The sequence below is a fragment of the Pseudomonas sp. FG98 genome, assembly GCF_057808595.1.
In genome coordinates, this window is the sequence record NZ_JBMDIJ010000023.1 from 12154 (window position 1) to 30615 (window position 18462).

Sequence of the window (18462 nt, forward strand, 5' to 3'; positions counted from 1 at the left end):
GCCCCGGGCTCCCACAGGTTTGTTGCTACCGGCCTCGGCTCAACAGCACTTCGGCCCACCCTTGCCACCGTAACGGGCTTCCTGGCGTTCGCGGAAGAACTCCTCGTAGCTCATTACCGGTTTGTCCGGGTGCTTCTTCTGCATGTGCTCGACGTAGTTGTCGTAGTCGGGCATGCCGACCATCAGGCGGGCTGCCTGCCCCAGGTACTTACCCAGTCGACCCAGGTCGTTGAACATCACTGCATTCCTCGGTTAGGCATCAGGCTGGGCCTGGAACGGGGTTTCCTTGTCGCTGCGCTCTTTCTTGCCGAGGGCGGCGATGCCGACCTTGATGGCGAAGAACAGCACGCTGAAGACCACGACCAGGAACAGCACGGTCAGGGTAGCGTTGGTGTAGGCGTTGAAGATCACGTGCTGCATCTGCCCGATGTCCTTGGCCGGAGCCAGAACCTGGCCAGCGTCCAGCGCGGTGCTGTACTTCTTGGCCAGGGCCAGGAAGCCGACCGCCGGGTTCGGGTCGAACAGCTTGATCAGGCCCGCGGTGGTGGTGCAGATCAGCAGCCAGACAGCCGGCACCAGGGTGACCCAGATGTACTGCTGGCGCTTCATCTTGATCAGCACCACAGTACCCAGCATCAGGGCGATACCGGCCAGCATCTGGTTGGAGATGCCGAACAGCGGCCACAGGGTGTTGATACCACCCAGCGGGTCGATCACGCCCTGGTACAGCAGGTAGCCCCAGAGCGCTACGCAGCCAGCAGTGGCGAGCAGGTTGGCGCCCCACGACTCGGTGCGTTTCAGCGCCGGGATGAAGCTGCCCAGCAGATCCTGGAGCATGAAGCGCCCGGCACGGGTACCGGCGTCCACCGCGGTGAGGATGAACAGCGCCTCGAACAGGATCGCGAAGTGGTACCAGAAGGCCATGGTGTTTTCACCCGGCAGCACCTGGTGAAGGATCTGCGCGATACCCACCGCCAGGGTCGGCGCACCACCGGCACGGGCCAGGATGGTGTGCTCGCCGATGTCACGGGCGGTCGCTTCCAGCTGTTCCGGGGTGATGGTGAAGCCCCAGCTGCTGACCGTCTGCGCCACCGAGACGACGTCGGCACCGACCACGGCGGCCGGGCTGTTCATGGCGAAGTAGACGCCCGGCTCGATCACCGAAGCGGCGACCATGGCCATGATGGCGACGAAGGATTCCATCAGCATGCCGCCGTAGCCGATGTAGCGGGCGTTGACTTCGTTGTCCAGCAGCTTCGGCGTGGTCCCCGAGGAGATCAGCGCGTGGAAGCCGGACACCGCGCCACAGGCGATGGTGATGAACAGGAACGGGAACAGGGTGCCCTTCCAGACCGGACCGGTGCCGTCGGTGAACTGGGTCAGCGCCGGCATTTTCAGCTCGGGGGCGATGATCAGGATGCCGATGGCCAGACCGACGATGGTGCCGATCTTGAGGAAGGTGGAAAGGTAGTCACGCGGCGCCAGCACCAGCCATACCGGCAGCACGGCGGCGACAAAACCGTAGCCCACCAGCATCCAGGTGATCTGCACGCCGGTGAAGGTGAACGCCGGGCCCCACACCGGATCTGCGGCAATCTGGCCCCCCAGCCAGATCGACAGCAGCAGCAGGACCACGCCGATGATCGAGATCTCGCCGATGCGGCCCGGGCGGATGTAGCGCATATAGATGCCCATGAACATCGCGATCGGGATGGTCGCCATCACGGTGAACATGCCCCATGGGCTCTCGGCCAGGGCTTTCACCACGATCAGCGCCAGCACCGCGAGGATGATGATCATGATCAGGAAGCAGCCGAACAGGGCGATGGTCCCCGGGATCCGGCCCATCTCCTCGCGCACCATGTCGCCCAGGGAGCGACCGTTGCGACGGGTGGAGAGGAACAGGACCATGAAGTCCTGGACCGCACCGGCCAGGACCACGCCGGCGATCAGCCAGAGCGTGCCGGGCAGGTAGCCCATCTGCGCGGCAAGTACCGGGCCGACCAGCGGACCGGCGCCGGCGATGGCAGCGAAGTGGTGACCGAAGAGGATGTGCTTGTTGGTCGGGACATAGTCCAGGCCATCGTTGTTGAGGACCGCCGGGGTCGCCCGACGAGGGTCCAGTTGCATCACCTTGGTGGCGATGAACAGGCTGTAGTAACGGTACGCGACCAGGTAGATCGCCACCGAGGCGACGACAATCCACAAGGCATTGATGGCTTCACCACGCCGCAGGGCAACCACCCCGAGCGCACAGGCCCCTAGTACTGCCAGCACCAGCCATGGGATATGGCGGGCCAGGCTATTATTGTTGTTCATGGTTCGCTTCCAGCTAATGGATTAAAAGGTAGCGTTTCGAGTCTAGCGACACTGGCCGGAAAGGCCAGCCCAACGTTGGTCTAGAGCCTCCAGAGCCCATGGCCACCACGCGAGATTGCGCCCCTTGGCCGGAGCTGGCAAGCACTGCGCAACAGACGCTGGTCTATAGTTGTCGAGTGCACCCCCGGAGGGCCGACCATGAGCGAGCAGAACGAACGTCGACGCTTCAAACGCATTGCCTTCGATGCCCCCACCGAACTGGTCCAGGGCAACCGGCGCTGGCCGGTGGACCTGATCGACATCTCCTTGAAGGGCCTGCTGGTGGAGTCCCCGGCCAATTGGGACGCCGATGCCGAACAGCTGTTCGATGCCGCCATCCGCCTGAGCCCGGAAGCGGTGGTCAATATGCAGGTGCAGTTGCGCCATGTCGAGGACACCCAGCTGGGCTTTATCTGCCTGCACATCGACATGCCATCGATGGAGCATTTGCGCCGCCTTATAGAGCTCAACCTGGCCGACCGCACCGAACTGGAGCGTGAATTCCACGAATTGATCGAAGTTTAAGATCTTTTAGCCTCCTACCCTTCTCGCCCTCGCGACATTTCCTGTCCACTCCGACAGCTTCCTGCGCGCTGTACACGGTTTTTATCTCGCCGTGATACAGCGCTTTTGCGTATTTGGAACGATTACTGCAACCCGGATCAGGCCAAATCAATGGCCTTACTGTTCCTGCGCCAATCGATAAATTGTATACAATTTCTCTGGCAATGTTTGGCAACAGATGTCTACAGTAGCGGCACAACAATAAATACCGAGATCCTGCTCCCATGAATACGTCCTCACCAAGCACGTCTTCCACCGCGCCTCGTCCGGAAGACGAAAACCTCGGCCTGGGTGCCAACGTCGCTTATGGTCTGCAACACGTTCTGACGATGTATGGCGGTATCGTTGCGGTGCCGCTGATCCTGGGCCAGGCTGCCGGCCTGGGCCCGGCCGAGATCGGCCTGCTGATCGCCGCGTCGCTGTTCGCCGGCGGCCTGGCGACGCTCCTGCAAACCCTCGGACTGCCGTTCTTCGGTTGCCAGTTGCCGCTGGTCCAGGGCGTGTCCTTCGCCGGTGTCGCGACCATGGGCGCGATCCTCACCACCGAAGGCGGCGGCGGTCTGCCAGGCGTGCTTGGCGCGGTGATGGCAGCCTCGTTCCTGGGCTTCCTGATCACGCCGATCTTCTCGCGCATCACCAAGTACTTCCCGCCACTGGTGACCGGTATCGTCATCACCACCATCGGCCTGACCCTGATGCCGGTCGCCGCACGCTGGGTAATGGGCGGCAACAGCAAGTCGCCGGAATTCGGCAGCATGGAAAACATTGGCCTGGCCGCACTGACCTTCGCCATCGTGCTGGCCCTGAGCAAGCTCGGCAGCGCGTCGATCTCGCGCCTGTCGATTCTCCTGGCGATGGTCATCGGCACCCTGATCGCCTGGTCGCTGGGCATGGCCGACTTCAGCAAGGTGCTGGAAGGCCCGCTGGTCGCCCTGCCCTCGCCGTTCCACTTCGGCATGCCGACCTTCCACATCGCCGCGATCCTGTCGATGTGCATCGTGATCATCGTGACCCTGGTGGAAACCTCGGCGGACATCCTCGCCGTCGGTGAAATCATCGACACCAAGGTCGACTCCCGCCGCCTCGGCGACGGCCTGCGCGCCGACATGGCGTCGAGCATCCTGGCACCGATCTTCGGCTCCTTCACCCAAAGCGCCTTCGCCCAGAACGTCGGCCTGGTCGCCGTGACCGGGGTGAAGAGCCGCTACGTGGTGGCCACCGGCGGTGTGATCCTGGTGATCCTCGGCCTGCTGCCGATCATGGGCCGGGTGATTGCCGCAGTGCCGACCTCGGTCCTTGGCGGCGCCGGCATCGTGCTGTTCGGCACCGTGGCAGCCAGCGGCATCCGCACCCTGTCCAAGGTGGAATACAAGAACAACATGAACCTGATCATCGTCGCCGCCTCCCTGGGCTTCGGCATGATCCCGATCGCCGCACCGAACTTCTACGATCACTTCCCGAACTGGTTCGAGACCATCTTCCACTCGGGCATCAGCTCGGCGGCGATCATGGCGATCTCCCTGAACCTGCTGTTCAACCACTTCAAGACGGGCAACTCGGACCAGCAATCGGTATTTGCCGCAGGCTACGAGCGCACCGTCATCTACTCCGATATCTCCGCCCTGCGTGATGGCGACTACTTCAAGGACGGCAAGCTGTTCGATGCCGAAGGGAAGGAAATCCCGATGGTCGCCGATGGAGAACATGCCGGGACAGCGCCACGACGATCAGCCGTCGCGGAACACTGATAACACGGCAGTCCACAAGGGCCGGTGCGCAAGCACCGGCCCTTTTTCATGGGCGTTGCAGCGACTGCCGAAGATTCCGACACAGTGCCATGGCAATTTAATGGCCATGTTCTATCGTCAACCGGCCGTATGGATTTCTCCCAACAAGGATCAAGGAGGGTGTGGACATGACCTACATACGCAAGGATTTGTGGAAGCTCGGCGAGACCTGGAACCCGACCCTGCTGTGGTACGCCAAGGCCGTCCACGAGTTGCAGAAGCGCCCGATCACCGACCCCACCAGTTGGCGCTTTCTCGCCGCCATCCACGGCTTCAAGGCCGAACTCTGGGCCAACGACGGCTACTACCGCCCAGGTGAGGAACTGCCGCCGGCCTCGGTCCGCGAGTTGTACTGGGGCCGTTGCCAGCATCGCACCTGGTTCTTCCTGCCCTGGCACCGCCCTTACCTGCTGGCGTTCGAGCAGATCGTCCGCGCGGCGGTGGTCAAGCTTGGCGGCCCGTCGGACTGGGCGCTGCCCTATTGGGATTACGACGATTACCTGGAACGGCCCGAGACCCTGGGCCTGCCCCAGGCGTTCTACGAGAAGACCCTGCCAGATGGCAGCCCGAACCCCTTGGCCCTGCCAACCCGGTTGCGCTACGGCACGGACGGCAAAGGCAAGGTCGAACTGACGCCGGCCAAGATCGACTTCACCGACGCCGCCAACGAACTGCTCTACAAGGGCACGCCCAAGGGCAACGCCGGCTTCGGCGGCCAGAATCCGGTCACCACTCCCGCCGAAGACCTGGTCTTCGGCCTGCTGGAAAGCATGCCGCACAACCAGGTGCACAACATGGTCGGCGGTGACAATGGCAAGCCGGGCAAGGCCAACCACGAGGGCCTGATGGCGGACACCCGTACCGCAGGCCTCGACCCGGTGTTCTGGCTGCACCACGCCAATATCGACCGGCTCTGGCAGATCTGGCTGAACCGTGACCCGCACCATCACAACCCCAAGGAGCCGGACTTCGTCAACGGCCCGCCCCAGGACAGCCCCTTCGTGTTCCCGGACGAGAATGGCGACAGCCGCTTCTGGAAAGTCGGCGAGACGCTCGACCTGAAGACGCTCGGCTATACCTATGAAAGCTTCCATGATCCCGTGCCGAAAGCCGCGCCCGCACCCAAGCAGGTCGCCGCCTTCGCCGCCAAAGCAGCGGTGGCCGCAGTGAAGGAACCCGTCGTCGAACTGATCGGAGCCAACAGCAGCAGCCTCAAGCTGGTGGGCCGCAAGAGCGTCAGCCAGGTACGCCTGGACAAGCCTGGCGTGGCGAAAGTGGCGAAGCACCTGGCCGCCAAGGGCCTGGTTGCGAACAACGTCGCCGCCCCCAGCCACGAGCGTGTGTTCCTCAACCTGGAAAGCATCCGCGGCCAGCGCAACAACGTGTTCATCGAGGTCTACGTCGGCCTGCCCGCTGGAGCCCAGCCGGACGCGCACCCGGAACTGTGCGCCGGCGGTGTCTCGCTGTTCGGTGTCGCGGCGGCCAGCGATCCCGCCGATCCCCACGGCGGCAACGGAGTCAATGCCTCGCTGGAGATCACCGAGATCGTCAACGCCCTGCGGGCCAAGGGGGCGCTGGACCTGGCGCAGGTGCAGATCGACCTGGTCCCGGACAAGGACCTGAGCGCCGACGACGAGCTCTCGGTAGGCCGCATCAGCATCTACCGCCAGGGCGAGTAAGGATGGCCGTGAGTCACAACGGCCACGCCTGGCTGCACGGTCCCTGGCCATGGCTGGCAACCGCCAGCCTGGCCGGCTGGGCTGCATTGCTGGCGGCGCCGACACAATCGGCGCTACCAGCGTTCTGCGGCTCCATCGCCGATCTGCTGTCGGGGCTGGGCTGGCGGGGCCTGACCCAGGCCCTGGTCCTCGATCCGCTCGGGCTATGGCAAGCGTGGCTGCTGATGCTCCTGGCCATGATGCCGCTGCTGCTCGCCGAACCGCTGCTCACCCTGTGGCACCGCAGTCTGCCCCGACGGCGGCCGCTGGCGATCCTGGTGTTTCTGGCGGGCTACGTAGCGGTATGGAGCATCGCCGGGCTCGTACTGACTCTGTTGTCGATCGGCCTGAAGTTGCTGGCCGGCGACCGCCTGTGGCTGCTGGCGACCCTGGCCTTGCCGGCAACCCTGCTATGGCAGGCCGCCCCGCTCAAGCAGATCGCCCTCAACCGTTGCCATAACGCGCCGCGGATTTCCGCGTTCGGCTGGCCGGTGGTGCGCGATTGCCTGGGCTACGGGATAAGCAACGGTGGCTGGTGCGTGCTCTCGTGCTGGCCGGCGATGCTGTTGCCGATGCTGGTCCAGCAGGGGCACCTGCTGGTGATGCTACTGGCCATGCTCTGGCTGGTCAGTGAACGCCAGCGCATGGCGCGGGCCGTGCGCTGGCGCATGTCGCTGCCACCACGCTGGCGCTGGCCGCTGCCTCAGCGACTGGCGGTCGCCGGGCTGCCACGGCTGGCGAAGTACCTGTCCAGTCGCTGCAAGTCGCTGGCTTCCAGAGTCCCCGCCAGATAGTGCACCTGCAACCAGGCCCGCAAGTAGTCATGGCGGGCCTGGGCCAGGTCACGCCGGGCACCGTACAGCTGCTGCTCGGCATCGAGTACATCGAGGTTGACCCGCTCACCGCCTGCGACACTCTTGCGCGTGGCATCGATCAGCCGGTCCGCCGACTCCACAGCCAGTTCATAGGCGCGGATCTTCGCCACGCTGCTGGCACACAGGTTGAACTGTTTGCGCAGCTCGTTGAGGGTGTCGTTAAGCAAGCCGTCCAACTGGTATTGCACCTGGTCGCGTTGCGCCGCGGCCTGGCGGGTCGCCGCCGACACGCCGCCACCGGCGAACAGCGGCACGCTCAGCTGGATGCCGATGCTGTCGGTGTCATAGCGCTGGTTATAGGTGCTCTCCGAACTGGAGCTGGAACGCCCGGTGCTGGCGTAGGCGCTGAGGCTCGGCAGGTGCCCGGCGCGATTGCGCTCGACACCCTGGTCCGCCACCTCGACCGCATGACGCTGGGCGACCAGTTGTGCGTTGTTGCTCACCGCCTGGCTACGCCAATGCTCGAAGCTGCCCGCCAGCGGATCGACCTTGAAGCCCGCCGCCAGCGGCGCCAGATCTTCCACTTCCAGCGGCTCGCCGACGATGGCCTGCAAGGCGCGCAGCGCGGCATCCAGGTTGTCGGTCGCCTCGATTTCCTGGGCCTTGGCCAGCTCGTAGCGGGCACGGGTTTCCAGCACATCGGTACGGGTGCCCTCGCCGCCCTTGAGCAGGCGTTCGTTCAGGGTCAACTGTTCGGCATAGGCACGGCGCTGAGCCTGGGCCAGGGCGATCTGCTCGCTGGCCAGCAGCGCTTCGCTGTAGGCCTGGAACAGACGCACCACCAGTTCCTGGCCGCGGCCGCGGAACTGCGCATCGGCCAGCAATGACCTGGCCACGCCCTGGCGGTATTCGGCCCAGGCGCCGTAGTCGAACAGCGGCTGCTGCAGGGTCAGGGTCGAGGAGTAGCTGCGGTAGTCGCGCTGCTGGGTGATGTTGCCGGCAGTGGTCGACTGGGTCACCTCTGAGTCGTTGCGCGCATTGTTGTAGCGGTACGACAGGTTGGGCAGCAGCTTGGCCCGGCCGATGGCGCGGTACTCCAGGCCGGCATCGCGCTCGGCGATGGCGGCGTGGAAGGTCGGATCGTTGCGCAAGGCCAGGGCCAGGGCGTCACTCAGGTCGACGGCCATGGCCGGCAGGCTCAGGCCCAGCAGCATCACGCAGGACAACAGGCGCATCATTCCTCCGCCAGGGCGACATGGGCCCGGTCGGTCAACGGCTTGAACAGGTAATTGAGCATCGAGCGCTCGCCGGTGCGAACGAAGGCTTCCACCGGCATGCCCGGACGGATGTCCTGTCCGACCAGTTGGCGCAGGCCCTCTTCGCTGACCCGCACGCGCACCTGGTAGTACGGCTGGCCGTTCTTCTCATCGAGCAGGCGGTCGGCGGAAACCAGGGTTACCTCGCCCTCGACCCGGGGCGTGGTGCTCTGGTTGAAGGCGACGAACAGCAGCTCCACCGGTAGCCCCGGATGCAGTCGATCGACCAGCTCCACCGAAGCCCGGGCATCCACCAGCAGGGGCACGTCACGCGGGACGATCTCCATCAGCGACTGGCCACGGGCGATCACCCCGCCATTGGTGAACACGCTGGAGCCCACCACCGTGCCGCTGGCCGGCGCCTTGACCTCGGTGCTGGCCAGGTCGAAGGCGGCGCTGCGCAGGCGGTTGTCGAGATCGGCGGCACTGGACTGCGCCTCGGTGAGTTGCTGGCTGACCTCGCGCTGGTATTCCTGCTGACGCTGGGCAATGCGCAGCTTCAGTTCCTGCAACTGGCGACGGGTGCGGCCGATATTGCCCAGGTCCTCGGAAATCGAACCGTTGACCTGGGCATACAGGCGCTCGCTTTCCAGCAGGCGATTGCGCGGGATATAGCCGTCTCGGGCCAGCTCGCGCAGGCCCTGCAACTGCTCCTGCAAGGCGGCGCGCTGGTCCTGTTTGGCGGACAGCGAACCTTGCAGGCCGTCGAGGCTGGCCTGGGACCCGGCGATGCTTTCACGCACCCCGCCCAGTTCCATTTCCAACGCCTGGCGGCGACTGCTCAGCAATTGCCGCTGGGTTTCCAGGATCGCCGCCAGCCAGGGTTCGCTGGCGTCCTTCTGCAACTCGGCCGGGTACTGCACCGTCGCCTGCCCGTCACGCTCGGCGACCAGGCGGGCCTGCATGGCCCGGGCGGTGAGCAACTGCACCCGCAGCGACTCGTACTGGGCCCGGGCCTGGGTCGGGTCGAGGCGCAACAGCACCTGCCCCGCCGTGACCTGGTCACCATCGCGCACAAGCAGTTGCTCGATCACCCCGCCCGTGGGGTGCTGCACTGCCTGGCGGCTGCCAGCGACCACCACGTTGCCGGACAGCGGCACGCCCTTGTCCAGCGGCGCCAGGGCGGCCCAGAGCATGAAGCCGCCGAAGCCGGCGATGACCAGCCAGCGCCCGATCCGGGCGGGACGGCGATCGTCCATGCTCAACACATTGGCAGGGAGGGGAGCGGTTGCTTTCATCGAATCAGGCTCTCGGTGTGCCGTAGCTCATGCTGACGGTGGCAGGGCTGCGCAAGGCGGTAGGTGCGGGCGTCGGTACAGCGGCGGGCCGGGCGGCCTTTTGCAGATCCTGGAGCACCCGCGCGGTCGGGCCGAAGGCCTGCAACTGGCCGTTCTGCAACACCAGCAACTTTTCCAGCCCGGACAGCAGCGCCGGCTTGTGGGTGATCAGGACCAGGGTGCGGCGTTGTTCGCGCACCTTGGCGATGGCCGCGAGCAGTGCCTGCTCACCGGCTTCGTCGAGGTTGGAGTTGGGTTCGTCGAGGACGATCAGCGCGGGCAGGTTGTACAGCGCCCGGGCCAGGCCGACGCGCTGGCGCTGGCCGCCGGAAAGACCGCTGCCACCCTCACCCAACTGGGTGTCATAGCCCGCCGGGAACTTGAGGATCATGTCGTGCACCCCGGCCAGTTGCGCCGCGGCGATCACCGCATCGGCATCCACCTCGCCGAGGCGGGCGATGTTCTCGGCGATGCTGCCGGCGAACAACTGCACGTCCTGGGGCAGGTAGCCGAGGTGCTGGCCGAGCAGCACCTTGTCCCAGCGCTGCAGGTCGGCACCGTCCAGGCGGACCTTGCCGTCGAAGGGGTTGGCCGCACCGACCAGCAGGCGGGCCAGGGTCGACTTGCCCGAGCCGGAGGCGCCGATGATGCCCAGCGAATCGCCGGCCTCAAGGGCGAAGGCGAGGTTGCTCAGGCAGGGCTTGCGCGTGCCGGGCAGCATCGCGGTGACCTGCTCCACCACCAGCCGCCCGCTCGGGGCCGGCAACGGCATGCCTTCGGGACGCGGCGGCTGGGCCAGCAGCAGTTCGTTGAGCCGCGTATAGGCCTGGCGCGCCGAGCCCCACTGACGCCACACCGCGATCAACTGGTCGATGGGCGCCAGCACCCGGCCCATGAGGATCGAACCGGCCACCATCATGCCCGGGCTCACCTGCTTCTCCAGGGCCAGCCAGGCGCCGAGGCCGAGGACCAGGGATTGCAGGGTCAGGCGTAGCGTCCGCGACACCGCCGCCACCGCCGCGGCACGCTCGCTGCCATGGTTTTGCAGGCCGAGGAAGCCATGGTGCAACGCGGTCCAGCGCTGGCGCACCGCATCGAGCATGCCCATGGCTTCCATCGCCTCGGCATTGCGCAGGTTGCCACTGGCCTGCACGCCAGCCTGCTGGGACAGGCGCCCGGCATCGGCAAAGGGCTTCTGCGTCAGGCGTTCGTTCAGCCAGGCCAAGGCGCCCAGCAGTATCGCGCCAACCAGCGCCATCAGGCCCAGCCATGGGCTGAACATGAACATCACCGCGAGGTACACCGGGAACCAGGGCGCATCGAAGAAGGCGAACAGCGCCTGGCCGGTGGCGAACTGACGCAGGCTGGTCAGGTCCGCCAGCACCTGGCCGGCGGCGCTCTTGCCACCGGCCAGGCTGACCTCGTAGGCCGCCTGGAACACGCGAGGGTTGAGGCGCAGGTCCATGCGCGTGCCCAGGCGGATCACCACCAGGCTGCGCACCCACTCCAGCAGGCCCATGAAGCCGAACAGGCCGACCACCATCAGGCTGAGCATGAGCAGGGTCATCTCGTTGCCCGAGGACAGCACCCGGTCGTAGACCTGCAGCATGTACAGGGCCGGCGCCAGCATCAGCAGGTTGATCACCGCGCTGAACATGCCGACGTTGGCAAAGCCGGCGCGGCACGCCTTGAGCGCCTGGCGCACTTCGTCGCCGGAAACGGGAGCGGTTCCCATTGCTTGGATTCCTCGCAGACGACGACGGTGGGCGATTGCAATCGGCGCACCCTCGTCACAGAATTCGCACCACCGCAGCCAGCGCCCGGCAAAGACACGGGCTGCGGGGTGAATGCAGCAGATCAGCGAATGCCAGGGTGACCTGCCATTCGCTTTTTATTGCCCGCTATCAGGCAGCCAGGGCCAGGTCGTCGACCTGGGACTGGACGCCGACGGCGGTGGCCGAAGCAGCGTTGATGGCTGCGGTGATGTCGGCGAAGGTGTTGTCGGTGGACACGCCATAGGTAGCCAGCAGAGTGTCCAGCACGCCTTCCAGGGCAGAAGTGTTGCCCTGCATCAGGCCGAAAATGGTCTGGTGCACTTCGTTGCCGGTACGGCCGGCACCCAGCGCGGAATCCAGGTCAAGACCAGCGAAGGTGACCACGTCCTGTTGCAGGGTGAAATCGCTACCCTGACCGCCACCCAGTTCATAGCCCAGCGACACCTCGTCCAGTGCACCCCACAGGTAGTGGTTGAAGTTGCTGCCGGACGGAACCCCAGGGGTGAACACATAGTGCAGGCCATTGGCGGTATCGCTACCGGCAATGAATGCGTAGTCGGAGCCGTTGGCACCATGGGTGGCGTACTCGCTGCCGTCGTAGGTGCCGGTGTTGAAGCCACCCGTGTTGCTGGTGCCATGACCTGCGGTAGCGAATCCGGTGGCCCACTCCGACAGGTACTGGTCGACGGTGTAGTTGGCGAAGACGGCATCGTAAGTAACGGAAAGGCTCATAACTGTTCCTCTGAACGTTTTGGTGGTTTGACGAAGGCTCCTGCCCTCGTTTTTGTCCTGAAGGACAAAATCGTTGATTGCAACAAATCAGAACTTGTATTCCAGCATCCCGGTCAGGGTGCGCCCGCGAGCCAGGGACAGGTTGTTGACGTCGCCCATGGCGACGAAATAGGCCTGGTCGGTGGCGTTCTCCAGGGCCAGGGTCAGGTTGACCTGCGGGGTCATCCAGTAGCTGGCGAACAGGTCGTAGACCTTGTATTTCGGCCAAAGGGCCTGGTCGAGGTTGGCGTAGGTCGGGGTGTCCAGGTTGGCCCCGTTGCCTTTGCTGTAGCGCAGGCGGCCGCCGACATCGAGGGTGTTGTCGAGGAAGCGCATGCCCAGGGTCAGCGAGCCGCGATCGGCCGGCATGTAGGTGGCGTTGCCCATGATGTTGCCGCAGGTGATCTGGTTGCTCATGGCGTCGTTGGGGACCGCCTGGTTGACCGCGAACTGACGCATCACGATGCGGTTGCCGACCTGGACCGCGCGGGTCACCGTACCGACGCGCACGGTGCTTTTCGCCCCGCCCATGTAGAACTGCTGCGAACAGAAGTCGTTGGTGCCGATCATGTGGGTGTAGGAGAGCCGGCCGTAGTAGCGGCCTGCGTCGTAGTCCAGGGAATATTCGACACCCCTGAAGCGGGTGGTCTCTTCGTTGTTCTGGTAAGCCATCCGGCCCAGGCCGATGCCCGAAGCGGTTTCGTCCGGCAGGCTGACGTTGACGTCGAGAAACGAGAAGTTGTCGATCCGCGTATCGAAGTACGCCACTTTCAAGCCAAAGCGGTCGCCATCACGCAGCAGCGATTCCTTGAAAATATTGAAGCCGAGCTCCCAATCGTGAGAGGTCTCCGGCTTGAGATACGGGTTGGGATACACCATCTCGGCGCCGCCGCCAGCATGCGGACGACCGGTCATGAACACCTCCGTGACCGCCGGCGAACGCCAGCCACGCCCCCAGCGGGTATAGAGCTGCAACCAGTCCACTCCCGGCTTGACGGCGATGCCGAAGGTCGGCGAGAAGCGACCCTGCTCGGTGGTTTCATCAAAGATCAGATGCTGCTGGCTCTTGACTACCCCACCTGCCTCATAGGGGCCTTCGGGAAACATCCAGAGCGTCATGCCGCTTTCGCCACTCAGTCGATAACGGTCATAGCGCAGCCCGGCGTCCAGGGTCAGCCAGTCGTCATGTTCATACTGCGCCTGGGCAAAGAGGCTAGCGGTCAGCTTCTTGCCCTCCGGGGTAGCCCCTTGCACATAGGGATAGGCCTGCTCGTTGGCCGCCGGAACCCGGTCGGTCGACGGCTTGAACTCGTCCTGGAACAGCTCGGTGCCGTACTCCAGAGTCAGCTTGTCCTTGGCGCCAATATAGAAGCGCGAAGTGTTCTGCAGTTGCAGACCCCAGGTGTCGGTCTGGAAGCGGTCGTTGTAGTCGGGAAACCAGTTGCCGCTGCTGAGGCTCGCGGTGCTGGCGGCGTTCCAGCGGTCCATGCGGGTACGTACGAAGTAGACTTTCGCCTTCACATCGATCAGATCGTTGTCAGGGCTGAAGCTGTAGTCGATCGAAGCATTCTTCGCGTTGAGGTCGGTAGCGCCGCTGCGCTGGTAGTAGAACGAGTCATTCTCGTAATCGAACCAGGTCCAGGAGTCCTTGCTGTCGGTATCGGTCTCGATGTAGTTGAACTGCACACGCTGGTCGTGGGGCAGGTTGAGCCCGACCTTGAGCAGGCGCGAACGGGTCACGCTGCCCATGTCGCCCACCTCGTCTTCCACCCAGTCGTTCCAGGCCTTCGGCCAGAGTTCACGGGCACGGATCTGGGTGCCGAGGTTGTCCTTGTCGTTGCTGCCGGCGCGGTAGTCACCGAAGTGCCGCTCGCTGACACCGAGCAGCAGGTCGCCCACTTCGTTGCCGAAGGCGAACAGCGCGCTGCCGTTGAAATAGGTGCCATTGCCCAGTTCACCGATGCCATGGCCGGCGCGGATGCGGCCGCCGTACTCCTTGTCCGGCCCGAGGAACTCGCTGGCCTGCACGGTGTTGAAACTGGCGATACCGCCCAGCACGCCGGCGCCGCCCATGCCCGACTGCGAGCCCTTTTCGATGTCGACCGAGCTGATGAACTCCGGGTCCACCACCATGATGCCGTTGCGCTGCTGGTGGCCGTTGACGTTGAAGTTCTGGCGCATGCCGTCGATGTTCATGTTGACCCGGCCGTAGTCCTGCACGCCGCGGATGTTCACCGAGAGGCCCTGGTCGCGCTGGTTGACCGCGGTGTAGACGCCGGCGGTTTCTTCCAGCATGTCGGCGGCATGGCGTGGCGGGCGCTTGTCGATCTGCTCGCGGGTGATCACCGCTACCGAGCGCGGCGTGGTGTAGACCCAGTCACCGTCGCCCCGGGACTGGATGCGGGTGGCGCCCAGTTCCATGGACTTGCCGTCGTCGCTCAGGCGCTCCAGGCCGACCTGATCATTGCCGGTGAAGCGGTAGCGCACCGGATTGCCGCCCAGCAGTACGGCCAGCCCTTCCTGCGAGGTGTGCTCGCCGTGCAGCCCTTCGCTGCGCAGGCCGGCCAGCTTGCGGCTATCGAAGAACACCTGGACCTTGGCCTGCTCGGCGAAGGCCAGTACGGCGCTGTCCAGGGATTGGGCCGGGATGTCGAAGCGAATCAGCGCAGTGCGCTGGGTCGATCCGCTGTTCTGCTCGACCGCCTGTACCGCACCGATCCCCATCGGCAGGATGCAGGCACCCAGCAGCAGATTGCAGGTCAGGGCAATCCGGTTGAGGCGCAAATGTCGTTGTTGTGGAGTGGTCACTTCGTGCTGCTCGCTGTGTTGGCGTTTTCTAGTAATGAAAATCAATCTCAACAATCAGACGAGCGGGGTGGGAAAAGTCAGTAAATAAATTTTTGGGGAATCTGGGAGAGGGGTCGGGAGGCAGGATTTGCAGGGGGTTTGAGGGCCTCATCGCTGGCAAGCCAGCTCCCACAGAGTCAGCGGCACGCGGTCACTGTGGGAGCTGGCTTGCCAGCGATGAGGTCCTGAAGAACAGCGAAGGTCTTTCAGTAGATCAGGGTCAACCCAGGCAGATCGACCCGCTTGACCTTGAGCTCATCGGTCAGCATCACCAGCGCCTGGTCGAGGTTGTCGAGACGGAACATGCCACTCACTTCCCGTCGCGCCAGCGCGGCATCGGTGATCACGACATGCCCGCCACGGTAGCGGTTGATCTGCTCGGCCACCTGGGCCAGCGGCTCGCGCTCGAAGATCAGCAAGCCACGCTGCCAGGCGCTGGCCCGGCGCGGGTCCTGCTCCGGCCAGGGGCGGATCCCCTGCTGCGGGTCATAGCGCAGGCTCTTGCCTTCCTCCAGCACTCGCTCGGCGACACCACTGGCCGGCGCTTCGAGAAGGCTCACCCGGGTGGCGTGTTCGAGCATGCCGACCCAGCCACCCTGCCCCTCGCCGCCAACCACGAAGCGCGTGCCCAGTGCCCGGGTGGTCGCGCCGGCGTACTCGACGACAAAAGGCCGTGTCTCCTTGCCGGCCATCGGCGCGGCCTCGAACACCGCGTCCCCGGACAACAGGCGCACCCGTCGTTCGCTGTCGCTGTAGGCAAGGCTGATGGCGGTGCCGCTGTCGAGGTCGACCTTGCTGCCGTCGGGCAGGCTGACCTGGCGGATCTCGCCTCGCCCGGTGACGTAGTCGGCATTCAGGCGCAGGACGATTTCCGGGCCGCGATCCACGACGAATACCGCAACCAGCAGCGCGGCGGCGGTACTGGCGACCCAGCGCAGGCGCGAACGCCGACGGCGACCGGCCACTGGCCGAGGCACGCCAGGCAATGCCGCCGGGGTCACCTGCGGCTCGTCCAGATGCCCGAGGCGCCCCAGGTCGCTCCAGGTCGCCTGGGCGAAGGCCAAGGCCCGGGCATGGCGTGGGTCACGCTCGCGCCATTCGGCCAAGGCCTGGGTCTGCGCGGGACTCAGGCCTCCGGCGTCCAGCAATACCGCCCACTCGGCGGCCTGCTCGCGGATTGCTTGCTCTGGCGGGATCTGGCTGCTCACACGGTTCTCTCGAATTCTGCTTATGTAAAGGCTGACGTCTGAAGGCACATTTCCCAGTAAACCGTTCGTCATCCGGGTTCCTGCAAACACTGCATCACATAGGCCAGCGCCTTGGAAAGGTGCTTCTGCACCGAGCTGTCGGAGATCTCCAGGCGCCTGGCGACCTCGGCGTGGGTCAGCCCTTCGAGGCGGTTGAGACGGAAGATTTCCCGGGTGCGCGGCGGCAGGTCGTTCATCGCCGCGCGCAGGCGGCGCATATGCTGTTCCGCGGCGGTGCTGTCTTCCAGGCCGGGGCTGTCTTCGACAATGCCTTCGAGGGCTTCGTGGGGCACCAGGTCGGTCTTGCGCCGCTGTTGCTGGCGCATGTGGTCGATCATCAGGTTGTGCGCCGTGCGGTAGAGGTACGCCGGCGTATTGTCGATGCGCTCGCTGGCCTGCTGCTCGGCCAGGCGCAGGAAGCTTTCCTGCACCAGGTCGGCGGCCAGCTGCGGGTCGCGCACCTTGCGCGTGAGCAGGCCCTGCAGGGTTTTCGCGTGCTTGAGGAACAGGCGCTTGAGGTCGGACTCCGCCACGCGAACTCCAGGAGGCTATCGGGAAGGAGGCGCCATGCTACTCGTTAGTGAGAATCACTTGCAAGAAGCCCTTCCCTGCCGACCTATTCTTCGAACAAGGCGTCGAGGGCCTGTTCCAGACGGGTAACCGCCACCACCTGCAAGCTCGCCGGGGCCTCCTTCGGCGCGTTGCCCTTGGGCACGATGGCGCGCTTGAAGCCGTGCTTGGCGGCTTCCTTCAAGCGCTCCTGGCCGCTTGGCACCGGGCGTACCTCACCCGACAGACCCACCTCGCCGAACACCAGCAAACCCTGGGACAGCGACTTGTTGCGCAGGCTCGACATCACCGCTGCGAGCAGCGCCAGGTCGGAAGCGGTTTCCAGCACCTTGACCCCGCCAACCACGTTGAGAAACACGTCCTGGTCGTGGGTGGGGATGCCACCGTGGCGATGCAGCACCGCCAGCAGCATGGCCAGGCGGTTCTGGTCGAGGCCGAGGGTGACCCGGCGCGGGTTGGCCAGGTGGCTGTCGTCCACCAGCGCCTGGACCTCCACCAGCATCGGCCGGGTCCCTTCCCAGGTGGCCATGACCACGCTGCCCGGCACTTCGTCCTGGGTTCGGGTAAGGAAGATCGCCGAAGGGTTGGACACTTCCTTCAGACCGCGATCGGTCATGCCGAACACGCCGAGTTCGTTGACCGCGCCGAAGCGGTTCTTCACCGCCCGCAGCAAACGCAGGCGGCCGTCGGACTCGCCTTCGAAATACAGCACGGTGTCGACCATGTGCTCCAGCACCCGCGGGCCGGCCAGGGCGCCTTCCTTGGTGACGTGGCCGACCAGGAAGATCGCCGTGCCACTCTGCTTGGCGTAGCGCACCAGCAACGCGGCACTCTCGCGGACCTGGGCGACGCCGCCCGGTGCCGATTGCAGTTGCTCGGTGAAGATGGTCTGGATCGAGTCGATCACCATGACCTTGGGCTTCTCGCTGCGCGCCGTGGCGATGATGCTTTCGATGCAGGTCTCGGTCATCACCCGCAGCTTGTCCAGCGGCAGCCCCAGGCGCCGGCCGCGCATGGCCACCTGCTGCTGCGACTCCTCGCCGGTGACGTACAGCGCCGGCATGCGCGCAGCGATATGACAAAGGGTCTGCAGGAGGATGGTGGACTTGCCGATGCCCGGATCGCCGCCGATCAGCACCACCGAACCGTCCACCAGGCCGCCGCCGAGTACCCGGTCGAGTTCGGCACTGGCGGTGGAGAACCGCGGAATTTCCTCGATGGAGACTTCGGCGAGGGTCTTGATCTGCGCCTGCTGCCCGGCCCAGCCGGTGCGACCGCTGGGCGCGGCCGCGCCGCCGCTCTCGATCATGGTTTCGGTGAGGGTGTTCCAGGCGCCGCATTCACTGCATTGGCCGGCCCATTTGGGGAAGGTCGCACCGCACTCGGTGCAGCCGTACAAGCGCTTGGCCTTGGCCAT

The 18462-nt window shown here is 65.1% G+C and carries 14 protein-coding genes; 4 read left to right on the forward strand and 10 right to left on the reverse strand.

Translation table 11 applies throughout. From position 1 onward, the window contains the following. Positions 1-39: 39 nt before the first annotated feature. Positions 40-237: a YbdD/YjiX family protein gene (locus ACODSK_RS15825; protein ID WP_489017397.1), complete on the reverse strand. Its 198-nt coding sequence runs from the start codon at positions 235-237 to the stop codon at positions 40-42. Positions 238-252: 15 nt separating this feature from the next. Further along, a complete protein-coding gene (locus ACODSK_RS15830; RefSeq protein WP_489017398.1) occupies positions 253-2319 on the reverse strand; it encodes a carbon starvation CstA family protein in 2067 nt (688 codons plus the stop codon). A gap of 198 nt (positions 2320-2517) precedes the next feature. Here ACODSK_RS15830 and ACODSK_RS15835 point away from each other — a divergent pair, with 198 nt between their 5' ends. The 4 genes from ACODSK_RS15835 to ACODSK_RS15850 all read left to right on the forward strand — a co-directional run bounded on the left by ACODSK_RS15835 (position 2518) and on the right by ACODSK_RS15850 (position 7221). Continuing rightward, positions 2518-2883, forward strand: coding sequence for a PilZ domain-containing protein (locus tag ACODSK_RS15835; protein ID WP_489017400.1), 366 nt, complete (start codon positions 2518-2520; stop codon positions 2881-2883). Positions 2884-3146: 263 nt separating this feature from the next. Then, the gene (locus ACODSK_RS15840; RefSeq protein ID WP_489017401.1) at positions 3147-4670 is read left to right on the forward strand and encodes a nucleobase:cation symporter-2 family protein; all 1524 of its coding nucleotides are present in this window, start codon (positions 3147-3149) and stop codon (positions 4668-4670) included. Between the two features lie 167 nt (positions 4671-4837). Then, positions 4838-6388 carry a tyrosinase family protein gene (locus ACODSK_RS15845; RefSeq protein WP_489017403.1) on the forward strand — a complete coding sequence of 517 codons (1551 nt, stop codon included), beginning with the start codon at positions 4838-4840 and terminating at the stop codon, positions 6386-6388. An 8-nt stretch (positions 6389-6396) separates the two neighbouring features. Next, positions 6397-7221: a copper chaperone gene (locus ACODSK_RS15850; protein WP_489017404.1), complete on the forward strand. Its 825-nt coding sequence runs from the start codon at positions 6397-6399 to the stop codon at positions 7219-7221. Here ACODSK_RS15850 and ACODSK_RS15855 read toward each other — a convergent pair. The 8 genes from ACODSK_RS15855 to radA all read right to left on the reverse strand — a co-directional run bounded on the left by ACODSK_RS15855 (position 7131) and on the right by radA (position 18462). Further along, complete coding sequence (locus ACODSK_RS15855) at positions 7131-8477, reverse strand: TolC family outer membrane protein (protein WP_489017406.1); 1347 nt, start codon at positions 8475-8477, stop codon at positions 7131-7133. The genes ACODSK_RS15850 and ACODSK_RS15855 overlap by 91 nt on opposite strands. After that, positions 8477-9757: an HlyD family type I secretion periplasmic adaptor subunit gene (locus ACODSK_RS15860; protein ID WP_489017407.1), complete on the reverse strand. Its 1281-nt coding sequence runs from the start codon at positions 9755-9757 to the stop codon at positions 8477-8479. Before ACODSK_RS15860 ends, ACODSK_RS15855 begins: the two co-directional genes overlap by 1 nt. 43 nt (positions 9758-9800) lie before the next feature. After that, positions 9801-11570 carry a type I secretion system permease/ATPase gene (locus ACODSK_RS15865; protein ID WP_489017409.1) on the reverse strand — a complete coding sequence of 590 codons (1770 nt, stop codon included), beginning with the start codon at positions 11568-11570 and terminating at the stop codon, positions 9801-9803. A 169-nt stretch (positions 11571-11739) separates the two neighbouring features. Further along, a complete protein-coding gene (locus tag ACODSK_RS15870; protein ID WP_489017410.1) occupies positions 11740-12342 on the reverse strand; it encodes a heme acquisition protein HasA in 603 nt (200 codons plus the stop codon). Between the two features lie 87 nt (positions 12343-12429). Further along, the gene (locus tag ACODSK_RS15875; protein WP_489017473.1) at positions 12430-15105 is read right to left on the reverse strand and encodes a TonB-dependent receptor; all 2676 of its coding nucleotides are present in this window, start codon (positions 15103-15105) and stop codon (positions 12430-12432) included. Between the two features lie 329 nt (positions 15106-15434). After that, entirely contained in the window at positions 15435-16436 is a 1002-nt protein-coding gene (locus tag ACODSK_RS15880) for a FecR family protein (RefSeq protein WP_489017411.1), read from the reverse strand. 68 nt (positions 16437-16504) lie between these two features. After that, positions 16505-17008: an RNA polymerase sigma factor gene (locus ACODSK_RS15885; RefSeq protein ID WP_489017413.1), complete on the reverse strand. Its 504-nt coding sequence runs from the start codon at positions 17006-17008 to the stop codon at positions 16505-16507. Between the two features lie 83 nt (positions 17009-17091). Next, positions 17092-18462, reverse strand: a complete 1371-nt coding sequence (gene radA / locus ACODSK_RS15890) for a DNA repair protein RadA (RefSeq protein WP_489017414.1) — start codon at positions 18460-18462, stop codon at positions 17092-17094.

Coding starts and splice junctions, on each gene's coding strand:
- ACODSK_RS15825 (WP_489017397.1), bottom strand. CDS start 237: ATGTTCAACGACCTGGGTCGACTGGGTAAGTACCTGGGGCAGGCAGCC.
- ACODSK_RS15830 (WP_489017398.1), bottom strand. CDS start 2,319: ATGAACAACAATAATAGCCTGGCCCGCCATATCCCATGGCTGGTGCTG.
- ACODSK_RS15835 (WP_489017400.1), top strand. CDS start 2,518: ATGAGCGAGCAGAACGAACGTCGACGCTTCAAACGCATTGCCTTCGAT.
- ACODSK_RS15840 (WP_489017401.1), top strand. CDS start 3,147: ATGAATACGTCCTCACCAAGCACGTCTTCCACCGCGCCTCGTCCGGAA.
- ACODSK_RS15845 (WP_489017403.1), top strand. CDS start 4,838: ATGACCTACATACGCAAGGATTTGTGGAAGCTCGGCGAGACCTGGAAC.
- ACODSK_RS15855 (WP_489017406.1), bottom strand. CDS start 8,477: ATGCGCCTGTTGTCCTGCGTGATGCTGCTGGGCCTGAGCCTGCCGGCC.
- ACODSK_RS15860 (WP_489017407.1), bottom strand. CDS start 9,757: ATGGACGATCGCCGTCCCGCCCGGATCGGGCGCTGGCTGGTCATCGCC.
- ACODSK_RS15865 (WP_489017409.1), bottom strand. CDS start 11,570: ATGGGAACCGCTCCCGTTTCCGGCGACGAAGTGCGCCAGGCGCTCAAG.
- ACODSK_RS15870 (WP_489017410.1), bottom strand. CDS start 12,342: ATGAGCCTTTCCGTTACTTACGATGCCGTCTTCGCCAACTACACCGTC.
- ACODSK_RS15875 (WP_489017473.1), bottom strand. CDS start 15,105: ATGGGGATCGGTGCGGTACAGGCGGTCGAGCAGAACAGCGGATCGACC.
- radA (WP_489017414.1), bottom strand. CDS start 18,462: ATGGCCAAGGCCAAGCGCTTGTACGGCTGCACCGAGTGCGGTGCGACC.